The 26272-nt window shown below is 48.9% G+C and carries 20 protein-coding genes and 3 pseudogenes; 7 read left to right on the top strand and 16 right to left on the bottom strand.

Features of this window, described 5'->3' with window-relative positions:
• Positions 1-14 precede the first annotated feature (14 nt).
• The 6 genes and pseudogenes from LBCZ_RS01155 to LBCZ_RS01135 all read right to left on the bottom strand — a co-directional run bounded on the left by LBCZ_RS01155 (position 15) and on the right by LBCZ_RS01135 (position 7101).
• Entirely contained in the window at positions 15-470 is a 456-nt protein-coding gene (locus LBCZ_RS01155; protein ID WP_025013255.1) for a PTS sugar transporter subunit IIA, read from the bottom strand.
• Complete coding sequence (locus LBCZ_RS01150) at positions 463-2397, bottom strand: BglG family transcription antiterminator (RefSeq protein ID WP_025013254.1); 1935 nt, start codon at positions 2395-2397, stop codon at positions 463-465. Before LBCZ_RS01150 ends, LBCZ_RS01155 begins: the two co-directional genes overlap by 8 nt.
• A 249-nt stretch (positions 2398-2646) precedes the next feature.
• A pseudogene (locus LBCZ_RS16260) lies at positions 2647-2858 on the bottom strand (hypothetical protein).
• 141 nt (positions 2859-2999) lie between these two features.
• Positions 3000-4726 (bottom strand): annotated as a pseudogene (locus tag LBCZ_RS01145) (family 20 glycosylhydrolase).
• A gap of 255 nt (positions 4727-4981) precedes the next feature.
• On the bottom strand, positions 4982-5632 hold the full coding sequence (locus tag LBCZ_RS01140) for a hypothetical protein (protein WP_025013252.1): 651 nt from the start codon (positions 5630-5632) through the stop codon (positions 4982-4984).
• Positions 5633-5808: 176 nt separating this feature from the next.
• Positions 5809-7101, bottom strand: coding sequence for an ABC transporter substrate-binding protein (locus tag LBCZ_RS01135; protein WP_025013251.1), 1293 nt, complete (start codon positions 7099-7101; stop codon positions 5809-5811).
• A gap of 225 nt (positions 7102-7326) precedes the next feature.
• Between LBCZ_RS01135 and LBCZ_RS01130 the strand changes: the two genes are divergently transcribed.
• The 4 genes from LBCZ_RS01130 (at position 7327) to LBCZ_RS01115 (ending at position 12702) form a co-directional block, all read left to right on the top strand.
• On the top strand, positions 7327-9714 hold the full coding sequence (locus LBCZ_RS01130; protein ID WP_025013250.1) for an ATP-dependent DNA helicase: 2388 nt from the start codon (positions 7327-7329) through the stop codon (positions 9712-9714).
• Entirely contained in the window at positions 9692-10372 is a 681-nt protein-coding gene (locus LBCZ_RS01125; RefSeq protein ID WP_025013249.1) for a hypothetical protein, read from the top strand. Before LBCZ_RS01130 ends, LBCZ_RS01125 begins: the two co-directional genes overlap by 23 nt.
• On the top strand, positions 10369-11205 hold the full coding sequence (locus LBCZ_RS01120) for a sce7725 family protein (protein ID WP_025013248.1): 837 nt from the start codon (positions 10369-10371) through the stop codon (positions 11203-11205). Before LBCZ_RS01125 ends, LBCZ_RS01120 begins: the two co-directional genes overlap by 4 nt.
• Positions 11206-11337: 132 nt before the next feature.
• Complete coding sequence (locus LBCZ_RS01115; RefSeq protein ID WP_039639666.1) at positions 11338-12702, top strand: FAD-dependent oxidoreductase; 1365 nt, start codon at positions 11338-11340, stop codon at positions 12700-12702.
• A 120-nt stretch (positions 12703-12822) separates the two neighbouring features.
• Here LBCZ_RS01115 and lacG read toward each other — a convergent pair whose 3' ends face one another.
• The 4 genes and pseudogenes from lacG to LBCZ_RS01095 all read right to left on the bottom strand — a co-directional run.
• Positions 12823-14247, bottom strand: coding sequence for a 6-phospho-beta-galactosidase (gene lacG / locus LBCZ_RS01110; protein ID WP_039639668.1), 1425 nt, complete (start codon positions 14245-14247; stop codon positions 12823-12825).
• A 25-nt stretch (positions 14248-14272) separates the two neighbouring features.
• Positions 14273-14638 carry a PTS lactose/cellobiose transporter subunit IIA gene (locus tag LBCZ_RS01105; protein ID WP_025013247.1) on the bottom strand — a complete coding sequence of 122 codons (366 nt, stop codon included), beginning with the start codon at positions 14636-14638 and terminating at the stop codon, positions 14273-14275.
• Positions 14639-14655: 17 nt separating this feature from the next.
• On the bottom strand, positions 14656-15525 hold the full coding sequence (locus tag LBCZ_RS01100) for a PRD domain-containing protein (protein WP_032958806.1): 870 nt from the start codon (positions 15523-15525) through the stop codon (positions 14656-14658).
• A 55-nt stretch (positions 15526-15580) separates the two neighbouring features.
• Positions 15581-17272 (bottom strand): annotated as a pseudogene (locus LBCZ_RS01095) (PTS lactose transporter subunit IIBC); the annotation flags it as partial.
• A 104-nt stretch (positions 17273-17376) separates the two neighbouring features.
• Between LBCZ_RS01095 and LBCZ_RS01090 the strand changes: the two are divergent.
• A complete protein-coding gene (locus LBCZ_RS01090; protein WP_010620018.1) occupies positions 17377-18429 on the top strand; it encodes an IS30 family transposase in 1053 nt (350 codons plus the stop codon).
• Positions 18430-18510: 81 nt separating this feature from the next.
• Here LBCZ_RS01090 and LBCZ_RS15915 read toward each other — a convergent pair whose 3' ends face one another.
• The 5 genes from LBCZ_RS15915 to deoC all read right to left on the bottom strand — a co-directional run bounded on the left by LBCZ_RS15915 (position 18511) and on the right by deoC (position 23319).
• Positions 18511-18654, bottom strand: coding sequence for a hypothetical protein (locus tag LBCZ_RS15915; RefSeq protein WP_156129371.1), 144 nt, complete (start codon positions 18652-18654; stop codon positions 18511-18513).
• 451 nt (positions 18655-19105) lie between these two features.
• Positions 19106-20518, bottom strand: coding sequence for a cell wall hydrolase P75 (msp1, locus tag LBCZ_RS01085; protein WP_025013844.1), 1413 nt, complete (start codon positions 20516-20518; stop codon positions 19106-19108).
• Positions 20519-20709: 191 nt separating this feature from the next.
• Complete coding sequence (gene deoD / locus LBCZ_RS01080; protein ID WP_025013843.1) at positions 20710-21426, bottom strand: purine-nucleoside phosphorylase; 717 nt, start codon at positions 21424-21426, stop codon at positions 20710-20712.
• A gap of 26 nt (positions 21427-21452) precedes the next feature.
• On the bottom strand, positions 21453-22643 hold the full coding sequence (locus LBCZ_RS01075; protein WP_025013842.1) for a phosphopentomutase: 1191 nt from the start codon (positions 22641-22643) through the stop codon (positions 21453-21455).
• 1 nt (position 22644) lies between these two features.
• A complete protein-coding gene (gene deoC / locus LBCZ_RS01070) occupies positions 22645-23319 on the bottom strand; it encodes a deoxyribose-phosphate aldolase (RefSeq protein ID WP_032959094.1) in 675 nt (224 codons plus the stop codon).
• A 339-nt stretch (positions 23320-23658) separates the two neighbouring features.
• Here deoC and LBCZ_RS01065 point away from each other — a divergent pair, with 339 nt between their 5' ends.
• Complete coding sequence (locus LBCZ_RS01065; protein ID WP_039639673.1) at positions 23659-24975, top strand: PTS sugar transporter subunit IIC; 1317 nt, start codon at positions 23659-23661, stop codon at positions 24973-24975.
• Positions 24968-25870, top strand: coding sequence for an alpha/beta hydrolase (locus tag LBCZ_RS01060; RefSeq protein WP_025013840.1), 903 nt, complete (start codon positions 24968-24970; stop codon positions 25868-25870). Before LBCZ_RS01065 ends, LBCZ_RS01060 begins: the two co-directional genes overlap by 8 nt.
• 126 nt (positions 25871-25996) lie before the next feature.
• On the opposite strand, the gene LBCZ_RS01055 is transcribed toward LBCZ_RS01060, so the two are convergent.
• Positions 25997-26251, bottom strand: a complete 255-nt coding sequence (locus tag LBCZ_RS01055; RefSeq protein ID WP_225423320.1) for a MazG nucleotide pyrophosphohydrolase domain-containing protein — start codon at positions 26249-26251, stop codon at positions 25997-25999.
• Positions 26252-26272: the final 21 nt, after the last annotated feature.

Here is a 26272-nt window from a genome sequence, read left to right as displayed (position 1 = left end):
AAAAATTCCCCCTTTTACAAAACTTGATCCAGTACTTTGGTCATTTGTGAACCTTCGTGCTGCGCGTCCTTCAAGGCTTTGATAAAATCATCATCCATTAACTTACGCGCCAGTTTCGACAACATTTTCAAATGCAGCTTATCCGCACCGTTTTGATCTGGCATTACCAGGACAATGGCGATCGAGACAGGCTGACCGTCCAAAGAATCCCACGCAACAGGCTGTTTAAACGTCACGACGCCAACAAAAGGTTCAGTTAATCCGTTGACCTTGGCGTGTGGGATAGCTACGCCGTTACCAAATCCCGTGCTGCTTTCGTCTTCGCGTGCAATGAGGTTATCACGCAACTCATCAGCTGAAATTGGGCGGTTCGTGCTTAAAATCGTTGCAATGGTCCCAAGTGCTGCATGTTTATCGGCAGGGACGGCAACATCGGTGTGGACATCAGTGGTGACATTAACTTCATTCAAATTCGTTCGCTCCTTTATGAACATATTCAGATAAGTTTTTTAACGCGCTTGCTGGGGTCGGACTTTGTGCCAACTTTTCGCAAAATAGGCGATCATCAATCATTCGATTCATGACTTGGTAAATACGGCGCTGATCGCCAGGTGCAGCCGCATTGAGTGCGAGGAAAAAGACCACTTTGACCTTCTGCCCGGACCAGTCGATGCCTTCGGGTGCCAGTCCAAGGGCAATTGCCGGACGTTGAACCATTTCCGGCGAGATATGGGGAATCGCGACGAGGCGCATCGCCGTTGTTGCAAGCTTTTCGCGATCTTCGGCCAGTTTCAGCGGCAACGTTTCGTCTTCAAACACACCGCTTTTTGTCAATTGCCGAATCATTGCCTGCATGGCCGCATGGTGATCAGTCTGCGGCAGGTTCGGTAACACTAGCTTTGGATCTAACAGGCTGAGGAAAGCATCGCCATCTGTTCCAAGACGCAGGCGATCAGCTTGCTGCGCGACTTTTTCGATGTCATGTTGCAACAGTAACGGATTCACGATCACCACCGGTTGGCGCATCCCTTGGATCGGCACCGTGCTGATAATCAACGTCTCGGGAATCGTTTGCCGCATCAGGTCTGCCAAGCCGATTGTCCGAGTGATGACTAACTTTTCGCGGAAGCGTTCTTCCAGGCGTTGGGCGAGCAAACGGCTGGTCCCGACACCGCTGGAACAAACCACCACCGTGGAAATGCGGTCTGCGGCATGTTGCCGTTCGAAGAAGGATTCAAAATGTAGCGCTAGAAAGCCAGACTCGTCATCGTTGAGAGTGACATGATAGCGTTTAGCAACGGCCATACTTAGCTGAGCAGCCGCATCAAACGCCATTGGAAAGTTGCGTTTGCTCTCTTCCGTGTATGGATTGGGAATCGTCATCCCACGGGCAATCCGGGCCAGCGCGCCGCTGAGATGAACGCTTAAATCTTCCAGTAACCGCGTGTCTGGCGATATCCCGGTTAGCCACCCGGCAATCTGTTGTCTAAGCACCGGCGCTGCCTGATCCTCAATACTTGCGGCCGGGGCATCACTGACCTGCCGATCCAGAATCGCCGCAATATGAGCATTGATCTGTTGCGCATCGGCATTGTCCAGCGTCCGATGCACATGCTTAGTCACAAGGGTTAATAATTGTTTGGTTTCCGGCAGTAAAGGTGCTGGGTGCACTGGTGCAGGCGCGGCTTTTTTGGGGCGCTCGCAAGCGATAATGAGATGAATGGCCAACGATTGCAATGCATAATCTGAAAAGATCAAGTCTGACTGTTTCAGAAATTCAGCCAAGCTCTGCATAACCGCCTTGGTGGTCGCTGGATTGACTAAATGATTCAGATACGCCGGCAACTGAATCTGCTGGACCACCTCGCCATCTTTTTGCTTGGCAACGGACAGGCTTTCACCCCAGTAACCGCGAAGTAATTTTGCCAACATATGGCGCCGCTGTGATTCGGAGGCTGTTACTTGGATACCGGTTCGGCTGGTTTGCACGGTTACGTGATTTTCTCGGAAGACTCGCTTGACGGACTTAAAGTCGTTGTCGATGGTGCGGCGACTAACAAATAGGTCGTCAGCAAGCTTGCTGAGGGTATACGGCCGGTTGGTTAGCAGCAACTTGATCATCAGATAATGCTCACGCGCTGTTTGCGAGGTGAACCCTTCCTGACCATGAATGCTACGCAACAAATGGGCTTTTTGGTCGGCCGGTCCGTCTAACGACACGCCGACATTGCGCTTGCGCACCAATTTGACGGCATATGGCGATAAGTCCGCGTCCAGCCGATTTAAGTAATTGCCAACTGTGCGCTCGGAAAGCCCGGTCGCTTCGGCAATTTGATCGTAATGAACCGTGCCGTGCTTCAGTAAAAAGTCCAGAATCAACAGCTTTTTATCTTTCAAATTGCCGTTCCCCCTTTCCAATTAAAAAGTCTAGACCACCTGCAAGCTGTTGCAAACGCTTGCTTTTGCATTTATGAAAGCGCAATTTTTGCACTGTTATTGCGTCGTGATTCCAAAAACTGTCATTCATGTTGATTCCTTTCGTTGCTGGACGTGTCGTTGCCGGCCACTTGACCGATTTTAGGGCAACCAAAAGTGGCTGAGCCATAATTTTACGAGAACGTTCATAGATTAGTGAATCACGAACAATCAAAAAAGCTGAGGCAATAAGTTCCGAGTCGTGCCAAACTCCGCAATCTCCGGCCAGCTGGTGTGGCGACGCGAAGCTAGAGCGGAGACGGCGCTTTGAGCCAGAAGCCCGCTGTCTCAAAGTCGCCTAACAACATCAGCGACAAAGCCCGGTCGCTGTGTTGTTTGCACGGCTGAGCCCCATCTAGCCTACGATTGCTCCGCTTTGGCACTCATAGCTTAAATGACCTCACCGAATTACCCCATAGAAACAAAAGATGAACATACTCTCGATAACGACAAAGAGTATGTTCATCTTTTTGAGTCTGGCTGTGAATTATGACCCAGCCTCGTTATTGTCAGTTTAAAAATAACTAATCTGTCTCACGACGGCGCCAGTATAACAGGCCCATACTGATGAGCAGTGAGGCACCTGCGAGCATTAACGCTGGTGTCGTTGCTTCTGCCGTACTTGGTAACGGCGGTTGCTTGTTTGTCTCTTTTGCTGGCGCGACCGCTGTCGGTTTTGGTGCGGGTTCCGGTGTTGACGGCGTTGGCGCTTTTGGTGGTGTCGGTTTAAGTGCCAGTCCTTTGATCGCCGTCTGAATCGCATTCGCCATTGCGTCGACCTTACTTTGCTGGGTGATATCCAAGCCACGTTTCACGGCCGCAATCGCAGCATCAACTGCAGCAAAGTCTTGGTAATGCTGCCGGTCTAACTTTTTGGCCGTTGCAATCGCGGCATCGACTTGACTATAATCAGCGCCCCGCAGCTGCAGACCTTTAACGGCAGCGGTAATCGCTTGGGCATAGCCATCAACAGTTGTCTGTTCGTTGGCCTTTTTACCGCGAATCACCGCATTAAGCGCTGCTTCTAATTTGGCTAACGAGGCATCCGTGTACTGGCTCAATTGCCGCGGCACGGTGGCAATCGCGGCGTCGACTTTGCTGTAATCCGCTGGCCGCGGCATGTACGCGGTATATGCCGTGGAAAATTGATCCATCAATTTCAACAACGCTGGCATATCCAACTGTGCACTCGGGTTATCGGCCCACACTGCCTGAACGCTACCGATAATCGGAACCGTGCTGCTGGCACCTGGCACATCCGTAAATTTCTTGCTCTTTAAACTGGCAACCGCGGTCTCATAACTATACAGATTGCCGGTCATACGCCCTAACACCCAGTACCAGCCATCGTTGGTATTCATGATCTTTAAGCCTTTATTCGCCAGGAATTCCGGCTTGGCAACGTCATAGCCAAACCACCCTGCCGTCCAATAAGACACAATGAGATTCTGGTCAAACGTGCCAAAATCCGTGCGATCGTTGTAATAAATGCCATCGTTAAACACCATAGGCTTCAACCCGGCATTTTCCGCCATCTGGGCCAAGTCATTCACATACGCCACAAATTTGCGATAAGTGCCGGTTTGTTGCAACTTGGCCCAGCCGCCGGTATCGACATCGTTGGCATATTCGTCGCTGCCGAAATTAAAAATCGTGGCGTGGTCTTTAAAATAGCTAACGTACTTTTGCAACAAAGCCTTGGTGAACGCAATGGCTGTGTCGTTATTCAAATCAACTGTTCGTTTGGAGCCATTAAACGCCGGATTTTTGATCCCAAGCTTCGTCATCGCGGTCAAAATCGCATCCATATGGCCGGGACTATTGATCACCGGAATAATGTTAATGTCGCGCGCTGCAGCATATTTTAAAACCGCATCCATGTCTGCTTGCGTCAAGGCATTGCCGTTTGGATCGTTGTAGTAAGTCTGATTCCCGGCAAGTACGGCTTGCTTAACCGCATCGCTGGCATATGTTTTCCCGTCAACGGTCAGACTCATATCATCCAGCATGAAGCGTAACGCATCATTACCCAATAAAATCTGCACATCGGTGTATCCGTCCGTGTGCGCCCGATCAATGATCGTTTCCAATTGATCAACCGAAAAGTATTTCCGCGCGGCATCAATCGAAAAGACACTTTGCAGCCGATTATCGGCAGCTGCGACCTGCTTCGGCGGCTGCTTCAAACCCACGGCAATACCAGTAGTACCGCAAGTGCCAAGAGCCAAAGGTGTATCCCCTGCTTTTTCAAAAATTCGACCTCCCCTATGGTTGGTGTCTAAAACGAAATTGGCCTATTCCGCCAACATCACAAGAATAATATGCAATCGTTTTCATTTCAATTCAATCGACCGTTTTCACATATCATTCTCACGTTTTCCTCAGATGAATTGTTACCGCATCGTTGTTTATGTTTTTGAAAATTGAGATGTCCATTTCTGCGTGCATGAAAATAGCCAGCGATCCAACTAAATCTCGCTAGCTATTCGGAACATCATTTTCTCGTTTACTTTTTAGCGGTTTTTCGTGTCGTTGTCTTTTTGGCAGTAGTGGTTTTAGCCGCTGCTTTACTTGCAGTTGCCGTTTTCTTGGTGGTTTTTCGCGTCGTGGTGCGTTTCTTCGTGGCAGTCCGTCTGGTTGTTTTTTTGGCCGCTGGCTTTTGTTTATTGGCCGGAACTTCCTTGGCGATTTCCTTAGGCTTGGCCATCTCGGTTTGAATGTGATCCAGTTTTTCCTGAACGGAGGCAATCATCTGGTCATTGATCGTTGCGAAGTCCTGCAGATAATCAGCGGCCGTTGCAGTTTCGTCAATCCGTAAGCCAGAAACGTTGACGAATGGCGAGGTCACGATTAAATAAACGCGGACCGGGACGATTTCATCCGGTTCAAGGAAGTTCGTAATTTTGTTGACATTGGCAAACGGCAGGTTGATCACGCCGGTTTCAACTGTGATCGTGGTCGGCTCAGGAAAGTCGATGACCAAATCAGCCTGAATCAACTGGTTCTTTTCAATGGCGCTGCGAACATCTGCGAACACCTTCGCCATCGCGGTATCAACACCGTCTTTCTTAAAAGCGGCTGCGGTCAGATGCACTTCCGTATGCTCGAAGGTGCCTGCAAAAATTGCCTCCTGAAACTTGTGTACATTGATTTCCATAATGATCTCCTTTAATGCTTAACAATCCTCCGACCATCATAGCCCACCGAGGTTGGGTGACGCAAACGCCATAGCATGAAAAATCATCATCACGTACTGGCTAGTGGCAAAGTTACTGATGGGCATTAAAAAAGCCAGCAAGATATTGTGGCATTGCTGACTCCAATCAAACATTATTACTTATTTTCTTTCAAAATCTTCTCAGTCTGCTTTTGCAACTGATCAAACGCTGTTTCGCCGCTGACGTTTTTCGTCAAAGTACTGTCAACTGTGCTCATAAGGTCATTGCGGTAATCTGTGTAGCCAGCAAAGACCGTTGAAGCAAAGCTTTGTGGCACATCAGAAACGGCGGCTTTATATTGTTCGTGCTTTTGCAGGTAATTCTTAAAGGTCGTACTGTTGGATGCGCTCTTGGTAACTGGTACATAACCGGAATCCATCGCCCACTGTGAAGCATTTTCCGACTTCAACAGGAATTTCTGGAATGCCCATGCGCCGGCTTGTTGCGCCTTGGATGCGCCTTTGAACAAGACATTGTAGTTTCCGTTTAATGGATTGCTGCGCTTGCCTTCATATTCAGGAATCACCGCGGTTCCCCATTCGAGATTCTTTGGTGCCTGTTGCAATAAGACCGGCACAGTGGCTGATGAGCCAATCCCAAAGACGGCTTTGCCATTTGCGAATGGGACGCTGAAGTACTGATCTTCACCCGCAGTCTTCAATGCGCCGCTCTTGCGCAGATCAAGAATCTGGTTGACGGCGGCCAATGTCTTAGGTGCATTCAGGTTAGCTTTTAGCTTTGGGGTAATCAGTTGACTACCTGCACCGTAAGCCATCCCTTCTAACGGAACATCGTAACTTTGATCCAGCTCGACAGCGTTAATGTCCGTCCCTTTTAACTTATCCTGATCAGCCGCAAAGTCCGCCCATGTCTTCGGCATACTGATATTATATTGTGACATCAAGCGCTTGTTATAAAAAAGCACCGAAGTCGAAACCGAGAATGGCAGACCGTAGTATTTACCGTTGTACTTACCCGCAGCCAAGAAACTCGGATAGATATCTTTCCGTTGACTGCTGCTCAACTTATCCGAGCCGTTCAACATTTCGGAGTCAAACGGTAACAACAGTTGGTTCTTCACATAGTCACCAATATTGGTATAAGGTGACTGGGCCATCGTCGGCAGGGTCTTGGATTTGCCTGCAGCCATGATCTTTTGCTGCAACGCATTGTAAGATCCCTGTGACGTTGCGACCACTTTGTACTTCTTTTGACTTTGATTGAACTTCGTAATGAGCTTGTTCAATGCTTTGTCATAAGAGCCTGTCATCCGGTGCCAGTATGTAATTTTCACTGGTGCACTGGATGACGACGATTTTGCTGCTGAGCTCTGCTTACCGCAAGCGGTCAACAATACCAAAATCGCACCCATAAAACCTAACAAACGCCAGAAACTAGTCTTTTTCATCATATGTCCCTCATTTGATGTCGCGGCTTACCGATCGACAGTGTTTGCAAGCCGCCGTATTTGTCATATGTCTTGATACCCTTTATTATGCCTCTAATTAAAATAAAAACCAAGGAACACCCGGAATTCGTTGAAAATCATAGGTGAGCCATTTTCCCAAACAGAATGTATGTTCTATACTGAAGGCTAGTTATATTTTCAACTACATTAAAGGAGGACTCGGTGATGGCGCATAATCGTATTGGTATTCGGGAATTTGTTGAGTTAACCGTTCGTACCGGCGATCTCAACCCGATTACCAGCAATTCAAATAATACCGCCATCATCGGTAGCCAGATCCATCGCAAGTTGCAAGCTGCTCACCATGAGGCTGATTACCAAAAAGAAGTCTATTTAAAAACCACGGTTACCGTCGAATATGAAGATTACCAACTCGAAGGCCGTGCCGATGGCGTCTGGACGGATGACGACAAAACATTAAACGTCGAAGAAATCAAAACCAGCGCCCGACCATGGGAAGACTGCACCCCAAATACCAAGGATCGCTATTGGGCTCAAGCGCGTATTTATGGTCACTTGCTTTGTCAACAACGCCACCTTGACCACGCGACCATCACCTTGGTGTATGTGCAGACCAGCACTGATACCGTCACCCGTTTCACCGAAACCAAAACGGCTGCCGAGTTGGCCGATAACTTCACGGATTTACTGACAGAATTCACCGATTGGCTCAAGTTGCGGAGCGACATCATCAAGCGCCGCAATGAGTCGATTGATGCGCTTGATTTTCCTTTTCCCGAGTATCGTGCCGGCCAGCACGAATTCGCCGCCGCCGTTTACAAAGCCATTTACAGCAGCGCGCGCCTTTTCGTCCAAGCGCCCACTGGTACCGGCAAAACAATTTCGACACTTTTCCCGACTGTCAAAGCTATGGGCAGCGGCTTGATTCAGCGAGCGTTTTATTTAACCGCCAAGCAAAGTACGCGACGTGTAGCCGAGCAAGCGATGGCGTTGATGGCAGGCTCGGGGCTTAAGGCGAAAAGCATCACGCTGACGGCCAAAGACACGATCACTTTTGCCGATGAGCCAGACGATCCCAGTCAAAATCCTTACATGTTGGGCTATTATGACCGCCTAAAGCCGGCACTGCACGACCTCCTGGCACATGAAGACCAAATCACTCGATCCGTCATCGAAACTTATGCGCGAAAGCACACGGTCGATCCATTTGAATTTTCGTTAGACGCCAGCCTGTTTTGTGACGTTATCATTTGTGATTACAATTATTTGTTTGATCCACTGGTCTTTTTACAGCGGTTCTTTAGCGATGCCGATGACAGTCAGTTTTTCTTAGTCGATGAAGCCCATAATCTCGTGAGTCGGGCACGGGACATGTATACCGCCAGCATCACCGATCAGGACTTTGCCAACCTCAAGAAAGCACTGTCCCCATACAAAGGCGCGGCACTCACCAAGCTGCGCCGCGCCATCACTCGGATCGTGAATACCCTGTCAGCCATCGCCGATCAGCGGTTAATGAAACAATCACCCGTCTTTGAAGAAGCCCCGCTTGATGACCTTACCAATGTCCTCGCCAAGTTCACGGAAACGGTCCACGATTGGTTAGCCGAACCGCCAACGCCCGCCTTGCAGCCCGCCGTTGATCTCGTGTTACCGGTTTTCTTCCTGGCGAATAAATATTTACGCATTGGCGATTTTTACGATGAGACGTTCAAAACCGAAATTGCAAAGGATCATGGCGTTGTTACAGTCAAAGAATTGTGCTTGGATCCATCGCATTTTGTTGATGAATCATTGAAAAAAGGCCGCGGCGCCGTGTTGTTTTCCGCCACCTTATCGCCGATGTCTTATTTTCAAAAGTTACTCGGCGGCGTTGACAATAGTCTGACTTACGCCTTACCGTCGCCGTTTGACCCGCAGAATCAGGCTGTCATCGTTGACACCAGCGTCAACACCACGTATCGCCGGCGTGAACAGGATCTGCCGCAGCTGATTGCGAGTCTCACAACCTTAGTTAGCGCCAAAAAAGGCCATTATCTTTTCTTCTTCCCGTCGTATGCTTATTTAAAAACCGCCTATGCCGCATTTACCGCTGCCAATCCCACACTTAAAACCTGTGTGCAGGAAAATGCCATGACCGAAGCGGATCGCCAAGCTTTTCTTGATCATTTCAAAGCCGGCCATGAACCAGTGATTGGCTTTGCCGTTCTTGGCGGTATTTTTGCAGAAGGCATTGATCTGCGCGGTGCCCAGCTAATCGGCGTTGCCATTGTTTCGGTTGGCTTACCGGGACTCAATGCGGAAACCGATCAACTGCGGGATTATTTTGATCAAAATGCAGGCCAAGGATTTGCCTACGCGTATCAACTGCCTGGCTTTAACAATGTTTTGCAGGCGGGAGGCCGGGTGATTCGTGGTGCTAAGGATGTCGGGGTTATTTTGCTCATCGATGAACGGTTTGTGACGCCACGGTACGCGCGCTTGTTTCCGGACCACTGGACGCATGCTCAGGTTAGCCGTAATCCGGCGCAGCTCGCTCAGTTACTCACTCACTTTTGGGAGGCACATCATGAAGACCCAACTCACGCGTGATCTAGAAAAGACGTTGTATGCCTATTGGGAAGAACAAGGGGCCACTGCTGTTGAAGAAGTCACGATGCCCGATGATTTCGGCATTGTGGACACCTTGGTACGGCAAAAGCAGGAAAATGAAACGATTTGGCGCTGTTTTGAGCTAAAAGTAACGAAAGCGGACTTCCACAGTCAGGCCCGCTTAAGTTTTGTTGGCCATTATAATTACTTTGTGTTGCCACAGCGGCTTTATCAAGCGGTCGTCGCCGAAATTCCAGCCGGCATCGGCGTCTTCGTCTACCACCCGTTCTCCAAGGCGGCCATTGCTGCCAGTGCCGTTCCAGTGAGCACACCTGGTACACTGACAATCGCTAAACCGGCGCGACGCCAGAGCTTACAGGTTCCGGAAGAACAATTAACCGATCATTTCATTGCCAGTCTTAATCGTGAAGTTGTCAAAGCCAAGCAAGTCGCCAAAGGACTCGGACAATTTTCCACTGCGGAATTGTTTACCGAACTGCGAAAACGAACCGCTGACTATGATATTTATCATCCCGATAAAAATCTTTATGACCAGTTTGTCGGTGACCTCAACAACACGACCATCACTGCGCTTCAAGAAGAAGTCGACGCCCTCAATGCGGAAATGGCAACGTTGAAAATGGATCGCTTATCATGAACTACTTCCCTATCATTCGCGGAAAATTATACGATTTGGCAGCGATCACCGCCTTGGCAAACAGCCAGCGACTACCTGCGACCGTCATTCCGGTGCTTGAACCTGTCAAAGACATCCCCAGTTTGACCAAGACCACGCAGGCACTAACGAAAACCGCCCACGCAGCATATGTGATTCAGAATCCGCAAGTCGGCACTTACCGACTATTGGCAACGCCGCGCCACCTGCCGATGCTTAGTCCATCAGTGCAAGTCGCGCGGATTTTTGATGCCCAGCCAGCACCATTGATCATCGCCACCACTGCTGCCCAAGCCAAACTGCTGGCACGCCGCCAACTCGCCTTAGTACCGGATGAAGCACGGGTTCGACGGTTAGGTTTGCGGCATGCTGTGTATCTCAATGACCATTTCACCGTCTATTCGCATACATCGGCGTATGGCTTGTTGCAAGACGAGTTTTATCAGTACCCGCCTGACATGTTGCCCGGCGTTGGCTTTGCCAACTATCCGCTCGCTACCTCTGACTACTTTGAGCACGGCTTCCCTCAACGCGCCTTGGCAATCCACTTGGTCTACCCCGCAACTGATGGCTCCCTACGAATGCATCATTTTGTCTCCGTCAATAATGAAGGCTTCACCAACCCGCAAGCCAAATTTTTCGAAATACTTACGCAACTCGCCGCCTGGCTGCCCTATCATCCCCAAGCACAAACGGCCGGGGTAATGGCACTCATGAAGGCCGCTGCTGATCACCATTTTCCCGGCTTAGGTGTTGTCCGAAAGTTCCAGCTGATGCACCACTTAGAGATGATCGGCCGCTGGCTGCAAGATTAACAGCAAATAGTGAAAACGCTTCTTAACTATTTTTTCACAAAAAAGGTCCCGAACAATATAGCCGTACACAATTAATTGTGTTACACTTTCTTTGTGAAATCATTATCAAAAATACAAAGGAGCGATCTACTTATGAAAATTATTGTTATCGGTGCCACCCATGCTGGTACGTTTGCGACCCAACAGATTCTAACCGACCACCCAGACGCAAATGTCACCGTTTACGAGCGCAACAACAACCTGTCGTTTCTCTCCTGTGGCATCGCCTTGTGGGTCGGTGATCATGTCAGCGATCCTAACAAGATGTTCTATTCCAGCCCTGAGGCACTTGCCAAGCTTGGCGCCAATATGCAAATGGAGCATGACGTCCTCAGCGTCGACCCCGACGCCAAAACCGTTGAAGTCAAGGACTTAAACACTGGCGAGGTCACCACTGATACTTATGACAAACTGGTTTACACCACCGGTTCTACTCCAATCGTTCCAAATATCCCGGGCATTCATGATACGGATGTCCACCTGTGCAAGAACTGGCAAGATGCCAAAACCTTAAAAGATCTGGCGCCAACCATTAAAAGTGCGATTGTCATCGGTGCCGGCTATATCGGTGCCGAACTCGCCGAACAATATGCCGTCACCGATAAGCAGGTCACATTAATCGACGGCCTGCCGCGGGTATTGGCTAAAAACTTTGACGCTACCATCACTGACCGCGTTGAAAAACTTTACACCGATCATGGCGTTCATTTGGCACTCGGCGAAATGGTCACCAGCTTCGCGAAAAATGATCAAGGTGAGACTGTAGTCACAACCGACAAGGGTACCTATACTGCCGACATTGCGATTTTGTGCACCGGCTTCCGGCCAAACACCGACTTGCTTAAGGATCATCTCGATACCTTGCAAAATGGCGCCATCATCACCGACGCCTACATGCAAACCAGTGATCCAGCTATTTTTGCCGCTGGTGACACTGCAGCTGTGCATTATAATCCAACTGGCAAGCATGACTATATTCCCTTGGCAACCAATGCTGTTCGCCAAGGCATTCTGGTCGGCAAAAACATTGTGGCACCAACCGAGAAGTACCTCGGCACACAGGCAAGTTCGGCGGTTGAACTTTTTGATCATGCTATTGCCGCATCCGGCCTCACAACCGAAGGCGCCAAGGCACGCGGGCTTGAACTTGATAGTGTCACCATTGAGCAAGACTATCGCCCGGACTTCATGCTCACCACCACACCGGTCCTATGCAGCCTGACCTGGGATCCGCAAACGCACGAAGTCAAAGGCGGCGCATTCTTCTCCAAACACGACATTAGCCAAAGCGCCAATGTCATCTCCTTGGCCATCCAAACTCACATGACCATCGAAACCCTCGCTATGGTCGATATGCTGTTCCAGCCAAACTTCGATCAGCCGATCAACTGGGTCAACGCTGTGGCAATGGCAGCGGTTGAGAAAGCTAACGCGGCGGATAAAGAACCGGTGGCTTAAATCATCTCAACCTGTTTACCTGTAGCGCGTTCCTAATGAACCAAAATTGTATTATATTCAAAAAAGCAGACAGTCATCAGCCGATACTTGCTGATGACCTGTCTGCTTTTTGTGATCCCATTAATCCTTTAGTGTCTGCCCTAGCTCCTTGAACCACAGCGCACTTTTTTTGATTTCCCGTGCCTGTGTTTCAAAATTCACGTAAAACAAACCATAGCGTTTATTGTAACCATTGGCCCAGGAAAACTGATCCTGCAATGACCAGACAAAGTAACCTTGTACGTCAACGCCTTCACTGCGAGCCTTCAGCAGTGCCTCAACGTGCTGGTCAATAAAGTCGATGCGCTTTTCATCGTCAATAAGCTGACCAATGCCTTCATACTTGTCTTTATAGCCAAGACCGTTTTCGGTGATATAAATCGTTTTGCTATTCGGGTATTCCCTCGCGACGCGTTTGAGCATATCGTACATGCCCGCGGGATAAATGTTCCAATCCCAGTCGGTCGTTGGCACGTCAGGTTTCTTAACATGTTGGCCGACACCCTGGAACTTGAAGGAACTGGTTCCCTTTTCGCCTGTGCCATTGAACGAATTGGTACTTTCACCTTCATAGGCAGCGACAAAAGACGGCTGGTAATAATTCATACCAAAATAATCATTTTGCGTGGAGGCCTTTTTCAGAATGTCCATATCGCCCGGTTCGATCTTCAGCTTGGCATCATTGGCTTCCAGCAATTCGTTAATCAGCGCCATCGTTTCCGGCGTATATTCACCCTTAAACGTGCCATCCAGCAAGAAGCGGTTCATGAAAGCATCTTCAAGTGCTGCCGCATGCTCATTGGCCGGCGTGTCCGGATACGGATAGACCGGCTGCAACACATGAATCAACCCAATGCGCCCTTGATAACCTTTCTCTTTGAACAGATTGACCGCCCGTGCATGCGCCAACAACTCGTTATGCTGTGCCTGGATCCCACTTGTCACATCAAAATGATGATTCGGCGGGAAATTACCCTGAATATATTGGGAAAAGGCCAACGAAATCAGCTCATTGATCGTAAACCAATTTTTGACTTCGGAAAACTCTTTGAAACAGAAGTCAGCATAGTCGACAAAATAATCAATGTTCTTGCGATTCAACCAGTCCCCATCATCAAATAAGGTCTTTGGTGAATCGAAGTGATGCAAGGAAACATATGGGGTAATGCCGTTGTCCAAGCAACACTTAAACAAGCGATGATAGTACGCTACGCCGGCAGGATTGGGTTCGCCATATCCTTTGGGAAAAATCCGTGTCCACGCAATCGATACCCGAATCGCATTTAAACCATATAGTTTGGCAAGCTCAATGTCTTCCGGATATAGATGGTAAAAGTCGCTGGCAGGATCAGGGGAAAAGCGGCCTTGTGCTTTGAGATAGTCATCCCACATCGTTTTGCCTTTGCCATCTACTTTTGTGGCACCTTCTACCTGATACGCAGCCGTTGCACCGCCCCAGACAAAGCCTTTGGGTAATGATTGGACGCGTTTTAATAAGCTCGTCACGATGATGCTCCTTCCTTTGGTCTTACTAATGGATGTCGTTTGTTGGCAGCGCGATGCCCAGCTGTTTTTCAATCGCAGCCAGCCGTTCATACTCGTCGATCGTGAAGCTAATCGTGTCCAACAACATCATGGTGGTCATCAAGGTATCCTGCCCATGCACCATGATAAAAGTAACATCCATATTATCGCCACCTGCTTCTTTGCTAAGCAGTTTGGTTTGTTCGTTATGTGCTTCGTTAATGCTTTGGCGCGCCTCTTCAACCAATGACCGCGCATGTTTAAAGTTCCCTTTGCGCGCTTCATTCAGCGCTTCAATCAAATCAGTTTTCGCATCGCCAGCGTATGCAACGATTGCAAAACCGGTCATTGAAATTTCTTCTTTAGTTGCCATCAAAATTTCCTCCTTGGTTATGAATCTTGAGGTGCAGGTGTTTGCGGTTCTTGAATGAGCCGCTGAATATGGATGATGAAATAGACATGTTCATTTTCGTTAAGCTTAATCTGCAAAGCCTTCTCAAGCTCCGTGCAAATCTCCATGGCAATGGCAAATGATTTCGGGTAAAGCCGCTTGAAGTCTTGCCCGATTTTTGGATCAAGATCAGCTTCATCTTGTTCATCGGTGTTTAATCGCTCAACCAGATACTGGAGATGAATCATCAATCGATCAAAATAGTTTTGATTCGTCAAGCTCCGTTTCAGACCATATTTAGCAAAAACCTGCGTCACGATTGTATTAACGCGCGCCGTGAGCGTCACGGTCGGATCCAAGTCACCATCCACACCTTTAGCATTAATAAAATGCAACGCGATATTTTTCACTTCGGCATCGGGAAAATGGACGCCCAGATCATGGTTAAGGCGTTTGACTGCCTCTGTCGCAATCTGATAAGCCAACGGATAACGATCGCAAATATCCGGAGCCGGACTCGCTTGATATTTGCCAGCGGTCAGACGTTTATACATTTGGAAAACGTGATCGGTCAGCGTGACATAAATATAATTCAAAACTGGGTAATGATACGTCTTCTTCGCCATGCCAATCACACCGAACGTGGCGACAACGATGTCAATTGGCACATCCTTGAGCAATGACGTAAAGTGGTTCTTCACTTGTGCATCATGGAGATACAGTATCTCTGAACTCTTTTTGGGATCGATCTGATCGCCTTTGCGTTTACTAAAACCAATACCTCTGCCTTGAAGAATTGCCTCCTTACCGTTGCCAACGTCTACAAGTACAGCATTGTTGTTATACACTTGCTTGACCCTTAGCAACATTGGTACACCGCCTTATCTTTCTTTTTATCAGTATTCAGTTTGATTCAACAAAACGTTATTCTGTCGCAGGAGCCTCTTTTGGATCGCTTTCTTTGTAGTGATTGACAACAAAGTCCAGCGCCTTTTCAGGATCGCGGGTCAAAGCAATATATTGCTGGCCTTTGGTTGCCACAAGCTTGATGCCTAATTGATCTGTATCATGCTTCAAATCGCTATAGTAAGTCCGGACTTGCGGTGCCAAAACCACCATATCATAGTTCGGTAAAATATCATGATGTGATCCGTAGGCGCCAGCACTGGCAACGATCGGTTCATGATACGTTTTGGCGCCATCAGTCAGCGCGTTGGCTAGCTGCTCACTTGTACCACCGCCAGCGCACAAAACCAAAACTTTCAATTCGTGATCAAGCTTGTGGGGACCTTTCGCAGTTTGCCCATCATCAGTCAAGGCGTTTTCGGCTTTGGCTGCTTTGACATCCGCTGGTTCCGGAAATTCCTTAGGAGCTGCAGCATCGGCTTCAGCAGCAACTTCTCCTGTCCCAGCTGCTGTTGCAGTTGCGACGGCACCAGCATCGGCGGCACCAACTGCAGCTTCTTGTTGAAGAAGTTCCGCATCATATGCTCTGATGAACGGCATGTAGATAAGCGCGTCCACCACTAGTAAAATCGCCATGAGCACTAGCGAGGTCCACTGGAAGCCGGTATCAATCAGTGCACCAATCGGCCCTGGCAATGCCCAAGACATGAAGTACATGAACCCATGCATGATGTGCAGGTCAATAAATGCTTTACCGATCACAACGTTGACAACCGGTGCCAACACAAATGGCACCAGGAAGTATGGATTCAAAATAATCGGGGCCCCAAACAGCAGCGGTTCGTTAACCGCAAACATAACTGGGATGAAGGAAGCTTTGCCAATAGCTTTTAGCTGTTTTGACTTCATAAAGAACATGAACAAAAATGGCACTATAAATGTTGCACCGGTACCACCGAGTTCGCCGACAAAGTTACCGAAGTTTTCGGTCAAGGCATGGTATGGAAAATGACCAGCTTTGAAAAGTGCTAAGTTTGCCGTGGTATTCCCAAACAATGCAGATTCAAGCGCTGGTTTAACAACCGATGGCCCATGAACACCAAGGAACCAGAACATGGGAATCAGGAACCAAATTAGCATCATGCCGGGATAAGTTTCTGCCCCTTTAAAGACAGGTGCTAAAACGGTGGCCAGAATGGCGCTGAACGGTACTTTGAAAGCTGCTCGGGCTGCGACATCAATCAGTGAGAAGACAATCGTTGCTGCACCGAATGGGATAATATCGCGGAAATTTTGGGAAATGGCACCCGGAACTTCTTTTGGCATCTTGATGGTTAAATCGCTTTCAACACAGAACTTGTAAACCCATACGGTCACAAACGCCGCAACAAACGCTGACAAAATGCCTTGAGTGCCAAAGAATGTCGGCAAGAAGTTGCCTTTACCGGTTGTTCCGATCGCCAGTAACATGAACCCGACCATTGCGGCCATCATCGTTGATGTATTGTTGATGAACCGTCCACCTTTGATGCGCTGGTTCATGGAGCCGGTCAACGCCTTCGCCGTCGTTCCGGCAACGTAAAATCCAACAAAGCCCATGGTGTAGTTGTAAATCTTATTAAACCATGCGTTCAAATCAGTGGGGATCTTGATCCCAATTAATGGCGGGATATTCGACAAAAGAATAAAAATCGCGCATTTTAGAATCAAGTTAGCCACTGTCTCAAAATTTTTTGGACAATAAAAAACATCAAGAACAGATATCCTGTATCATTGAAGTTCCTACACAAACAATGGAAGAGGATATTGTCTTGATGCAGAAACAGGATAGCACACACCGCCAAAAAGGTCAGCACTTAACATCACTCGAGCGCGGAAAAGTGGCCGGATTCCGCCAAGCTGGGAAGTCCAATCGTTGGATTGCTGCTGAAATTGGCGTCTGCCCGCAGACCATTAATAATGAAATCAAGCGAGGTACAGTAGATCAGGTCAAGAAGAGTAATGGCAAGCGCGTCTACCATCGACAATACCTGCCAGAGGCTGCTCAGGCTCGTTACGAGACTGCACGCTTGAGCTGCCATCGTCCTGACAAGTTCGCCAGCGTACAGGTCTTCTTAGCCTGGTACGTACAGCGAGCTAAGCAGGACAAATGGTCGCCGGATGCTTCAATCGGCTATGCCAAGCGACACAAGCTGTTTACTCCTGAAGAGCTTGTTTGTGCCTCGACTTTGTACCAGTACATTGACGACCAACGCCTAGAGATTCGAAATATCGACCTGTTGGAGAAGACTAAGCGGAAGACCTCTCACCAGCACCACACCAAGGCTAAGCGCCTGGCTGGCCGCAGTATCGAGGAACGGCCTAAGGTCGTTGAACGACGCAGGCAGTTCGGTCACTGGGAGATGGATACCATTGTCGGTAAACGCAATGGCAAGGAGAGCGTCATCTTGACTCTGATTGAGCGCAAGACCCGTTGCCAACTTCTCCGCTTGATCGAAGGACGAGATGCAGACTCTGTGAGCTATGCATTGCGTGGAATCAAGCGCGAATGGGGAGCTTGCATCAAGACCATCACAGCCGACAACGGACCCGAGTTCACCGCCTTAAATACTGCTTTTGCTGGGACGGAAACTGAGATCTTCTACGCCCATCCTTACACGTCCTGCGACCGTGGCACCAACGAGGCACATAACCGGATGATCCGCCAGGACTTCCCTAAGGGCATGTCCCTAGATGACATTAGCCCTAGTCAAGTGCAGGCCACGCAAGACCGCTTGAATCAGTTGCCTCGCAAACAACAGGGCTACTGCACACCCCAGCAAAACTTTGAGGCCGAAGCTCGGCGCGTTCGCCGCATGGCCCAGTAGTCTCTCTAGCGCCACAACTTCTATTTGATAACGGCCTGTTCTGGGATTGTCCTCAACGACTGGCTAACTTGTTCTTGCAATTTACGAAAGAATAAAAATACTGGAAAACAGAATGATCGGCATTGCTGCCAGGAAACCATCTTTAATGGCCATCAAGTAAATGTTTCGCGAGATCTTTTCAAATAAAGCCTGATGCTTCTCAAGTCGTTTCACAATGACTTGCATGAGTTAGCCTTCTTTCTAGGTGAAAAATTGATATGCCTTCGCCGGTCGCGATCCGGCTCATGGCTATAAACTGCTAAACAAAAAATGGCAAAAGAAAAACCACGGTCGGTCGAAGATATCCAGCTATCTTCGACTGCCGTGGTTACGCCTAATTGAATAGTAACGATCCACATGTGTTCCTGTATTCAACAAATTGACTATAACATGTAACCGTTTTAATGTAAACGCTTAATAAACAACTTTTTTCATTTTTTGATTTTGTTGGGCCGACAACGCCTATATATAGGTATTTTCAGGCTGTTCAAATAAACAAAAAAGAACAAATGTAAAGACAGCAAGGCGCACCAGTCCAGTCGTCTTTATCTGGCGAATATTGAAAAGAATCACCCCAAACAAAAAGAACGCCTCGCTAAAAGACGCTCTTCTTTGAAAAAGATAATTCAATTTAAGTTTACAGGTTCGGACGAACCGCAAAGTCAGGCTGGAAGTATGCCAATGCAGTGTACTTAACGTTTTCACCCGGTTGCGGTGCCTGAATCATGGTGCCGCCACCGATGTAAAGCGCTACGTGGTATGTTGAACCATGGCTGCCCCAGAAGAGCAAGTCACCTGGTTGAAGCGCGTCCAGAGAAACTTGCGTGCCTGAAGATTCTTGTGGTACGGTCCAACCGCCGATGTTCTTACCTGCACCGTTCAAGAATGCATAGTACATTAAGCCTGAGCAATCGAAGCCTGTAGGACCTTTACCGCCCCAGCTATATGGCTTGCCGATTTGCTGTTCAGCAACCGAGATAACAGCTTGAACCTTTGCCTGACGCGATGTATCGGTTGCGGTTGACGCAACAGGCGCTGAATAAGCAGCTACTTGTTGAATCTGCGCGTTATTACCTGCGTTAGTGTTGTTTACTTGCACTGTTTGTGCCTGCGGTGCTGCTGATGATGCTGGCGCTTGGCTTGGCTGTGCCGGTTGCGTGGCAGCACTTGAAGCAGGTGCTTGTGACGCAGTGGCCTGACTTGGCTGAGCTGCAGAGCTTGAAGCAGGCGCTTGTGAGACTGGTGCCTGACTGGCTTGTGGCGCTGCACTAGAAGCAGGCGCTTGTGATGCTGGCGCTTGACTTGGTTGTGCTGCTGAGCTTGAAGCTGGTGCCTGTGATGCAGCAGATTGTGCAGGTTGGGCAGCTGCGCTTGAAGCAGTCGACTGAGGTGCTGTGGATTGCGGTGCCGCTGCTACAGGTGTCGTGCTGACAAAGCGTGCAGGTACGTAGCCACCGTTGGAAAGCTGGTACCAGGTTTCACCATTTGCTTGCTGTTGAGCCACAGCTGTAACTGACTGCTGGCCTTCAAGATACTGACCCGTTGCCCGACCGTATGCAGGCGTTGCCCAAACCGTCACAGCCGAGCCAACATTCTTAACATAAAGTTGGATGTTGGCACTTTGTGTAGCTGCTGGAGTCGTTGCAGGTGCCGCCTGGCTGGCAGGCGCTTGACTTGCCGGTGCCTGGGATGCTGGTGCTTGGCTAGCTGGTGCCTGACTGGCAGTTGATGCTGGTGCTTCAACCTGGGCAGTCTTCCCGTCAACGTTCAAATAGAGCTCAGGGATCCACTGGTTGTCGCCAACTTTGTACCAGGTTGCACCATTGTGGTCAACTGTCTTACCTAATAGCTGCACCGTGTCGCCAAACGTTACATAGCGTTTTACGTGGTTCCATGATGGACTATTCCATACGGTGGTTGCACCGGTCTTGTAGTTGACCGTTCCCGTTGTAGATGCAGAAACAGTATTAGCACCGGTTGCTAAAGCCGCCAGACCGGCAGCACCAACAAAGCCTGCCGTTACTGACCATACTTTTCTAGATTTTACCATGTATGTACTCCTCCATTCTTCGACTGAATAATTGCATGAGACTGAGTTTTACAATTCAATTGTCATTTACCTTTTCTTAAGAAACCATATACAGAATAACACGTTTCCCACTTGTTCGCATATTAAATTGCTGTTACAGCTGAAAATCAATCGAAACAACCTTGCTGGTATACATAAAATTTATATGTTATTTAACGTACAGGAATCTTTTTAGCCACGCCGAGTGCTAATCCGATCATGTCATTGAAGCTGGTCTGTCGCTCTTGAGCGGTGGTTTCTTCGCCTGTAATCAAGTGATTCGAGACGGTCAGGATTGATAACGCCTGCGCATGGAACTTAGCTGCCAGTAAATATAGCGCCGGCGTCTCCATTTCCGTTGCCAGAACTTCGTAGTCAATCAGCTTTTGGCGATCCATTTCATCATTATAGAAACGGTCTTCGCCTAGTACATTACCAACATGGTAGCGGATCGAACTGTCATCTGCCAAATTTGCTGCTTCGCGTAATAGCTGAAAGTCTGCCAAAGGCGCAAAGTACATTCCAGCGCCAAAGGTATTCAAAATGATGCTGCTATCTGTCGATGAGCCTTGCGCCAACACCACATCGCGAACCTTGACGTCCTTGCCCATTCCGCCAGCCGTACCCACGCGAATCAGCGTTTTTACGCCATAATCCTGAATCAACTCGTTGACATAAATCGAAATTGACGGAATGCCCATCCCTGTTGCCTGAACCGACACGCGCCGGCCTTCAAAGATTCCGGTGTAGCCAAACGCATTGCGAACGGTGTTGTAGCGCGTCGCATTTCCCAAAAAGTTCTCGGCAATGTATTGCGCGCGCAACGGATCGCCTGGCAGCAACACCACATCCGCGATGGCGCCTTTTGGAGCTGCAATATGTGTACTCATTGTTGATCCCCTTTCGCTGGGTTGTGTTATTTTAACAAACTCAGAAATGATTGGCCGACCTGATTGCCGCTGACGCCGAAATTGTCGAGAATCGTGGCGCCTAAATCAGCAAACGGCGATCGGATACCCAAATCACCATTGCCAACGAATTGCTTACTGTAAGCCAACAATGGTACATATTCGCGCGTATGATCCGTCCCGCGGAAAGTCGGGTCGTTCCCGTGGTCGGCCGTGATCATGAGTAAATCGTCGCGCTGCAAAGCCGTCAGTAAATCACCCAGCTGGCGGTCAAACGTCATTAACGCCTCACCATCCCCTTGGGCGTTGCGGCGGTGACCATACATGGCATCGAAGTCGACCAGATTCGTAAAAATAAAGCCTTTACGGTCAGATTTCGCCGCCTCAATCGTTTTGTTCATGCCGTCTGTGTTGCTGACGGCGTGCACGCCATCGTCTAAGCCCTGTCCCGAGAAAATATCATTGATTTTCCCGATACCATAAGTCGACACGCCTGCTCCTTGCAAGCGATCGAGATCAGTCGGCTTATCCGGCTGCAACGTGTAATCGTGACGATCACTGGTGCGGGTGAAGGTTGTCGGATCGGTGCCAACATATGGGCGAGCAATGACCCGGCCGATTCGATATGGCGCATCAATCGTAATACTGCGGACATATCGACAAATTCGATACAACTCTTCAAGCGGAATCACATCGGTCTGCGCGGCAATCTGTAACACTGAATCACCGGAAGTATAAACAATGAGATCGCCGGTTTTCAATTGCTGCTCACCATAATCCTTAATGGCTTCGGTGCCGGAATACGGCTTATTGAGAATGACTTTGCGCCCGGAAAAGTCTTCGATTTGCTTAATCAGGTCAGCCGGGAAGCCCTTAGGAAAATAGCCAAGCGGTTCAGTGACCGGAAGACCCATCATCTCCCAATGGCCATCCATACTATCTTTACCAGCAGAAATCTCCGCCATCTTGCCAAAATAGCCGTTGGGACTTCCCAATGGTCCAACCCCAGCAATTGGCGTTTTCCGATCGATATTGCCCAGCCCGATCGCCTGCAAGTTCGGCAGCGCTAGTTTCCCGCCAAAATAATCGCCAATGTGACCAAGCGTATCGGCGCCTGTATCATGAAACTTGGCTGCATCCGGCGCTTCGCCAATGCCAATCGAGTCTAGAACGATGGTAATAATTCGCTCAAATGCCATACTATGCCTCCCCCGCTTCCTTCAAAATCTGAACACCGGCGCTTGCCCCTAGCCGATCAGCGCCGGCTTCAATCAACGCCTTGGCTTCGGCATAGGAGTGAATACCGCCCGCGGCTTTAACGCCCAACTTATCGCCAACTGTCTGCCGCATAAGCGCAACATCATGAACCGTTGCCCCGCCCGCAGCAAAGCCGGTTGACGTCTTGACAAAATCAGCGCCGGCAGCAGCTGCCAACTTGCAAGCCGTTACCTTTTCCTCATCGGTTAACAGAACTGCTTCAATGATGACTTTCAACAAGCCGCCTTTTGCATGGGTCATATCCGCAACGGCCTGAATGTCGGCACGAACATGGTCATCATGGCCTGCTTTTAGTTCGCCGATGTTCAAGACTATGTCGACTTCCTTTGCGCCTTCATCAAGCGCCTGACCGGCTTCAAAAACTTTGGTCTGCGTTGTGTTGGCGCCAAGCGGGAAGCCAATCACGGTACAAACGTTGACATCCGTATCGTGTAAACTGGCCGCGGCCCGCGCAACCCAATAAGGATTGATGCAAACCGAGGCAAAATCGTACTGCTTTGCTTGCCCCAAAACGACATCAATCTCGTCCTGCGTTGCATCCGGTTTCAATAAGGTGTGATCAATATACTTTGCCAATGGTTTTTCGTTCTTATTCATTTTTACGCCTCCAAAAATTAAGAGCGTGAGCTGGCGCGCTTAGAAACCGGAGTGTAAGTGGTCAGGTGTGATGGCCCGATGCCCGATCTTGGCCATTGCGTCTGAGGCACTTACACGCAGACTCCTGCGCCAGCGAACGCATTTCCGTTTACTGTCTTGACTTAAGAATACCATGGTACGGAAGCCCTTGCATGCTGGAAAATAAGTTCTCATTCCTACTTTTTTAGCAAATCGTTAAACTCGTCAAGATTCCGTCTTAAAGCTACTCGCTCACATTAATATTTGTTAGAATAACCTTAATAGAACTTCATCAAATAAAAATTAAGGGAGATGGCAGTAATGAGCAATCTCATGCAAAGATTGCTTCCCATGCTCGTGGCAAACAGTGTTCGATTGCGGCATAACCGGATTTATCGTGCACTTCAGCAAACTTTTGCTGCCATTTTCCCGTTTGTCATGGTCGGCGCGTGGGCCCAGATGCTGGAACTAAGTGTCTTTTCGCGGAATGGTTTTTTTGCGGTCATCTACAATCTCGACAATGTCATCCCTCATTACAACCAAATCCGCACGCTGTTGCTGATCATTGAAACCGTGACCGTTGACCTGATGTCCGTTATGGCTGCCTGCTTCGTTGCAAAATACATTGCCCGTTCTTATAAAAAGGATGATTCACTGGCGGCGCTCACCAGTGTCGGTGCTTTTTTAATTTTGAATTTTAATGCACAGCGCAATGCTCAGTCACCGTTTCAGATGAACAACTTCGGCTATCGCGGCTTATTCATCGCCATTGTTTTCGGGTTGCTGATCGGCTGGTTATTTCGCTTCACCCACGCCGATTTTGAGGAACCTTCACAACATTACACCATCGCCGGCCTAATCAGTCGGGGTTTGCGAGGTACCTGGTTAACTGTACTGATCCTTATTAGCTGTGTTGCGATCACTTACGGCCTTACTTTTGTGTCAACGGAAGGTTTTGTCGGTCTTTTCTATGTGATTTTTCAAGTTCCGGCCACAAACATACCGCATGTATCGCTTCGCCTTGCGTTGGTCACAACGATCAATGCGCTTATGTGGTGGTCAGGAATTGAAGGTCCCATTAATCCGTTAATGGTGCAGTCAGGAAGTACGACTGGCACGGCGAACTTAAACTATGCGCTGGAACACGCTAATTTGTTCAACGTGCCTAACCCGATCACCATGAATACCATCTACCATCCGTTTGCCAGCTTTGGCGGCGTCGGCATGACATTAGCGCTGATTATTGCGACACTTTGGGTAGGAAGATCCAAACCATTACGGCGGATTGCCGGGCTATCGCTTCTGCCGGGTTTGGTCAATGTTAGTTCCCCTGTGATGATCGGGTGGCCGGTGACGCTGAATCCGATTTTGTTAGTACCGTTTCTGATCACCCCTTTGGTCAACATGGTAATTGCCTGGGCCGCCATCCGTCTGCGTCTCATGCCGCCTTCGGTTTACACAGTCCCGACGACCACGCCGGGACCGCTGGCAGCGTTTCTTGGCACGAACGGCAATCTGGTTGCCTTAGTGGTGGCCGTGATCTGCTTAATCGTCTCGGTGTTAATTTACGCACCGTTTGTCCGGTTAGCCGAAACCGTCAGTCTTGAATCAGCAAAGGTCGGTGATCATCATGATTAAACATTGGCGCAGATGGCTGCTTATTCTTTTCAGCATTCTTGCCATCGGAGCAGTCGTGTTCCCAGCAACCAAATGGATGGCCCAAAACGTCAAATCGGCACGAGTCGTCCATAATTCGCGGATGCAGCCCATCATCTTAATCCCCGGGAGCTCGGCGACTGAAGACCGTTTCAACACCTTAATCACCCAGCTCAACAACCAGACGAATGGTCACAGTCTCCTGAAGATCACGGTGAAAACAGATGGCACACTGACTTACAGCGGTAAAATTGCTGCGCGTGACACCGAGCCGTACATTGTTGTCGCATTTGAAAATAACAAGGACGGCTACAACAACATCAAAAAGCAGGCAGCGTGGTTTAATATTGCCTTCAAGCAGCTGGCCAAAACCTATAACTTCAATCGTTTCCGCGGCATTGGCCACAGTAACGGCGGCCTCATTTTCACGCTTTTTCTCGAAAAATATTACAACGAGTCCGACGTGCAGATGACCCGCCTCATGACGATTGGGACGCCATATAATCTTGAAGAAAGTAACCCTAACAACCGCACCCAGATGTTGAACGACTTCATTACCAGTCGGGACAAGCTGCCGAGCACCCTAACCGTTTACTCGATTGCCGGAACCGAAAACCTCGATGGTGACGGCACCGTGCCGATCGAAAGTGTCGAGGCAGGGAAGTATATTTTCCAAAATCAGGTCGCCCATTACACCCAGATCACGGTTTCCGGTGATGAGGCCGGCCACAGCGACTTGCCGCAAAATCGGCAAATTGTTAACTTGATCAGTCAATACATGGTCGCAACACCAAATCAACAAGGCGTTCGTCCAGGACAAGGCGGTAGCGGCCGCGGTGTCGGTCCAGCGCCACGTGACGGCAATCAGAATCCTTGATGAACAAGCCGCAATAATTGAAGCATTAAAAAAACAGGTCAATCACAATTGCGGTCGACCTGTTTTTTTGCTGGTTATGCGATCTGATTCATAAAAGATCTAAACTAGCTGGCAAGACTCATGGTTTCACGCATGGTGCTTAAACCGCTGCGTCAGCTTTCGTTCGCTTTGTTCAAGCAAGCTTTCCGGATCAATACCGAACTTGTCGCTTAGAATCAGAACCTGATCGAGAACATCAGCCAATTCTTCTTTCAAATTAGCATCCAAGGCATGCTGACTTTTAGCCGGCTCACCCGGATGATCGCGGCCAATTTCCAACGCTCGAATCGCCCGCGATAATTCACCGGTTTCTTCGGTCAGAAAATTAAGCGTAAATTGCAAGAACAAGTTAGCCAGTCGTTG

Source organism: Lacticaseibacillus casei DSM 20011 = JCM 1134 = ATCC 393 (assembly GCF_000829055.1).
GTDB classification, from domain to species: Bacteria; Bacillota; Bacilli; order Lactobacillales; family Lactobacillaceae; genus Lacticaseibacillus; species Lacticaseibacillus casei.
The sequence above is the reverse complement of the archived record's forward strand: the minus strand, read 5'-3'. Positions and strand labels throughout refer to the sequence as shown.

Excerpts from the sequence above, each read along its gene's own strand:
- LBCZ_RS01140 (WP_025013252.1), bottom strand. The coding sequence starts at position 5,632 with ATGGAAATCAATGTACACAAGTTTCAGGAGGCAATTTTTGCAGGCACC.
- LBCZ_RS01135 (WP_025013251.1), bottom strand. The coding sequence starts at position 7,101 with ATGAAAAAGACTAGTTTCTGGCGTTTGTTAGGTTTTATGGGTGCGATT.
- LBCZ_RS01130 (WP_025013250.1), top strand. The coding sequence starts at position 7,327 with ATGGCGCATAATCGTATTGGTATTCGGGAATTTGTTGAGTTAACCGTT.
- LBCZ_RS01125 (WP_025013249.1), top strand. The coding sequence starts at position 9,692 with ATGAAGACCCAACTCACGCGTGATCTAGAAAAGACGTTGTATGCCTAT.
- LBCZ_RS01120 (WP_025013248.1), top strand. The coding sequence starts at position 10,369 with ATGAACTACTTCCCTATCATTCGCGGAAAATTATACGATTTGGCAGCG.
- LBCZ_RS01115 (WP_039639666.1), top strand. The coding sequence starts at position 11,338 with ATGAAAATTATTGTTATCGGTGCCACCCATGCTGGTACGTTTGCGACC.
- LBCZ_RS01105 (WP_025013247.1), bottom strand. The coding sequence starts at position 14,638 with ATGGCAACTAAAGAAGAAATTTCAATGACCGGTTTTGCAATCGTTGCA.
- LBCZ_RS01100 (WP_032958806.1), bottom strand. The coding sequence starts at position 15,525 with ATGTTGCTAAGGGTCAAGCAAGTGTATAACAACAATGCTGTACTTGTA.
- LBCZ_RS01090 (WP_010620018.1), top strand. The coding sequence starts at position 17,377 with ATGCAGAAACAGGATAGCACACACCGCCAAAAAGGTCAGCACTTAACA.
- LBCZ_RS15915 (WP_156129371.1), bottom strand. The coding sequence starts at position 18,654 with ATGCAAGTCATTGTGAAACGACTTGAGAAGCATCAGGCTTTATTTGAA.
- msp1 (WP_025013844.1), bottom strand. The coding sequence starts at position 20,518 with ATGGTAAAATCTAGAAAAGTATGGTCAGTAACGGCAGGCTTTGTTGGT.
- deoD (WP_025013843.1), bottom strand. The coding sequence starts at position 21,426 with ATGAGTACACATATTGCAGCTCCAAAAGGCGCCATCGCGGATGTGGTG.
- LBCZ_RS01075 (WP_025013842.1), bottom strand. The coding sequence starts at position 22,643 with ATGGCATTTGAGCGAATTATTACCATCGTTCTAGACTCGATTGGCATT.
- deoC (WP_032959094.1), bottom strand. The coding sequence starts at position 23,319 with ATGAATAAGAACGAAAAACCATTGGCAAAGTATATTGATCACACCTTA.
- LBCZ_RS01065 (WP_039639673.1), top strand. The coding sequence starts at position 23,659 with ATGAGCAATCTCATGCAAAGATTGCTTCCCATGCTCGTGGCAAACAGT.
- LBCZ_RS01060 (WP_025013840.1), top strand. The coding sequence starts at position 24,968 with ATGATTAAACATTGGCGCAGATGGCTGCTTATTCTTTTCAGCATTCTT.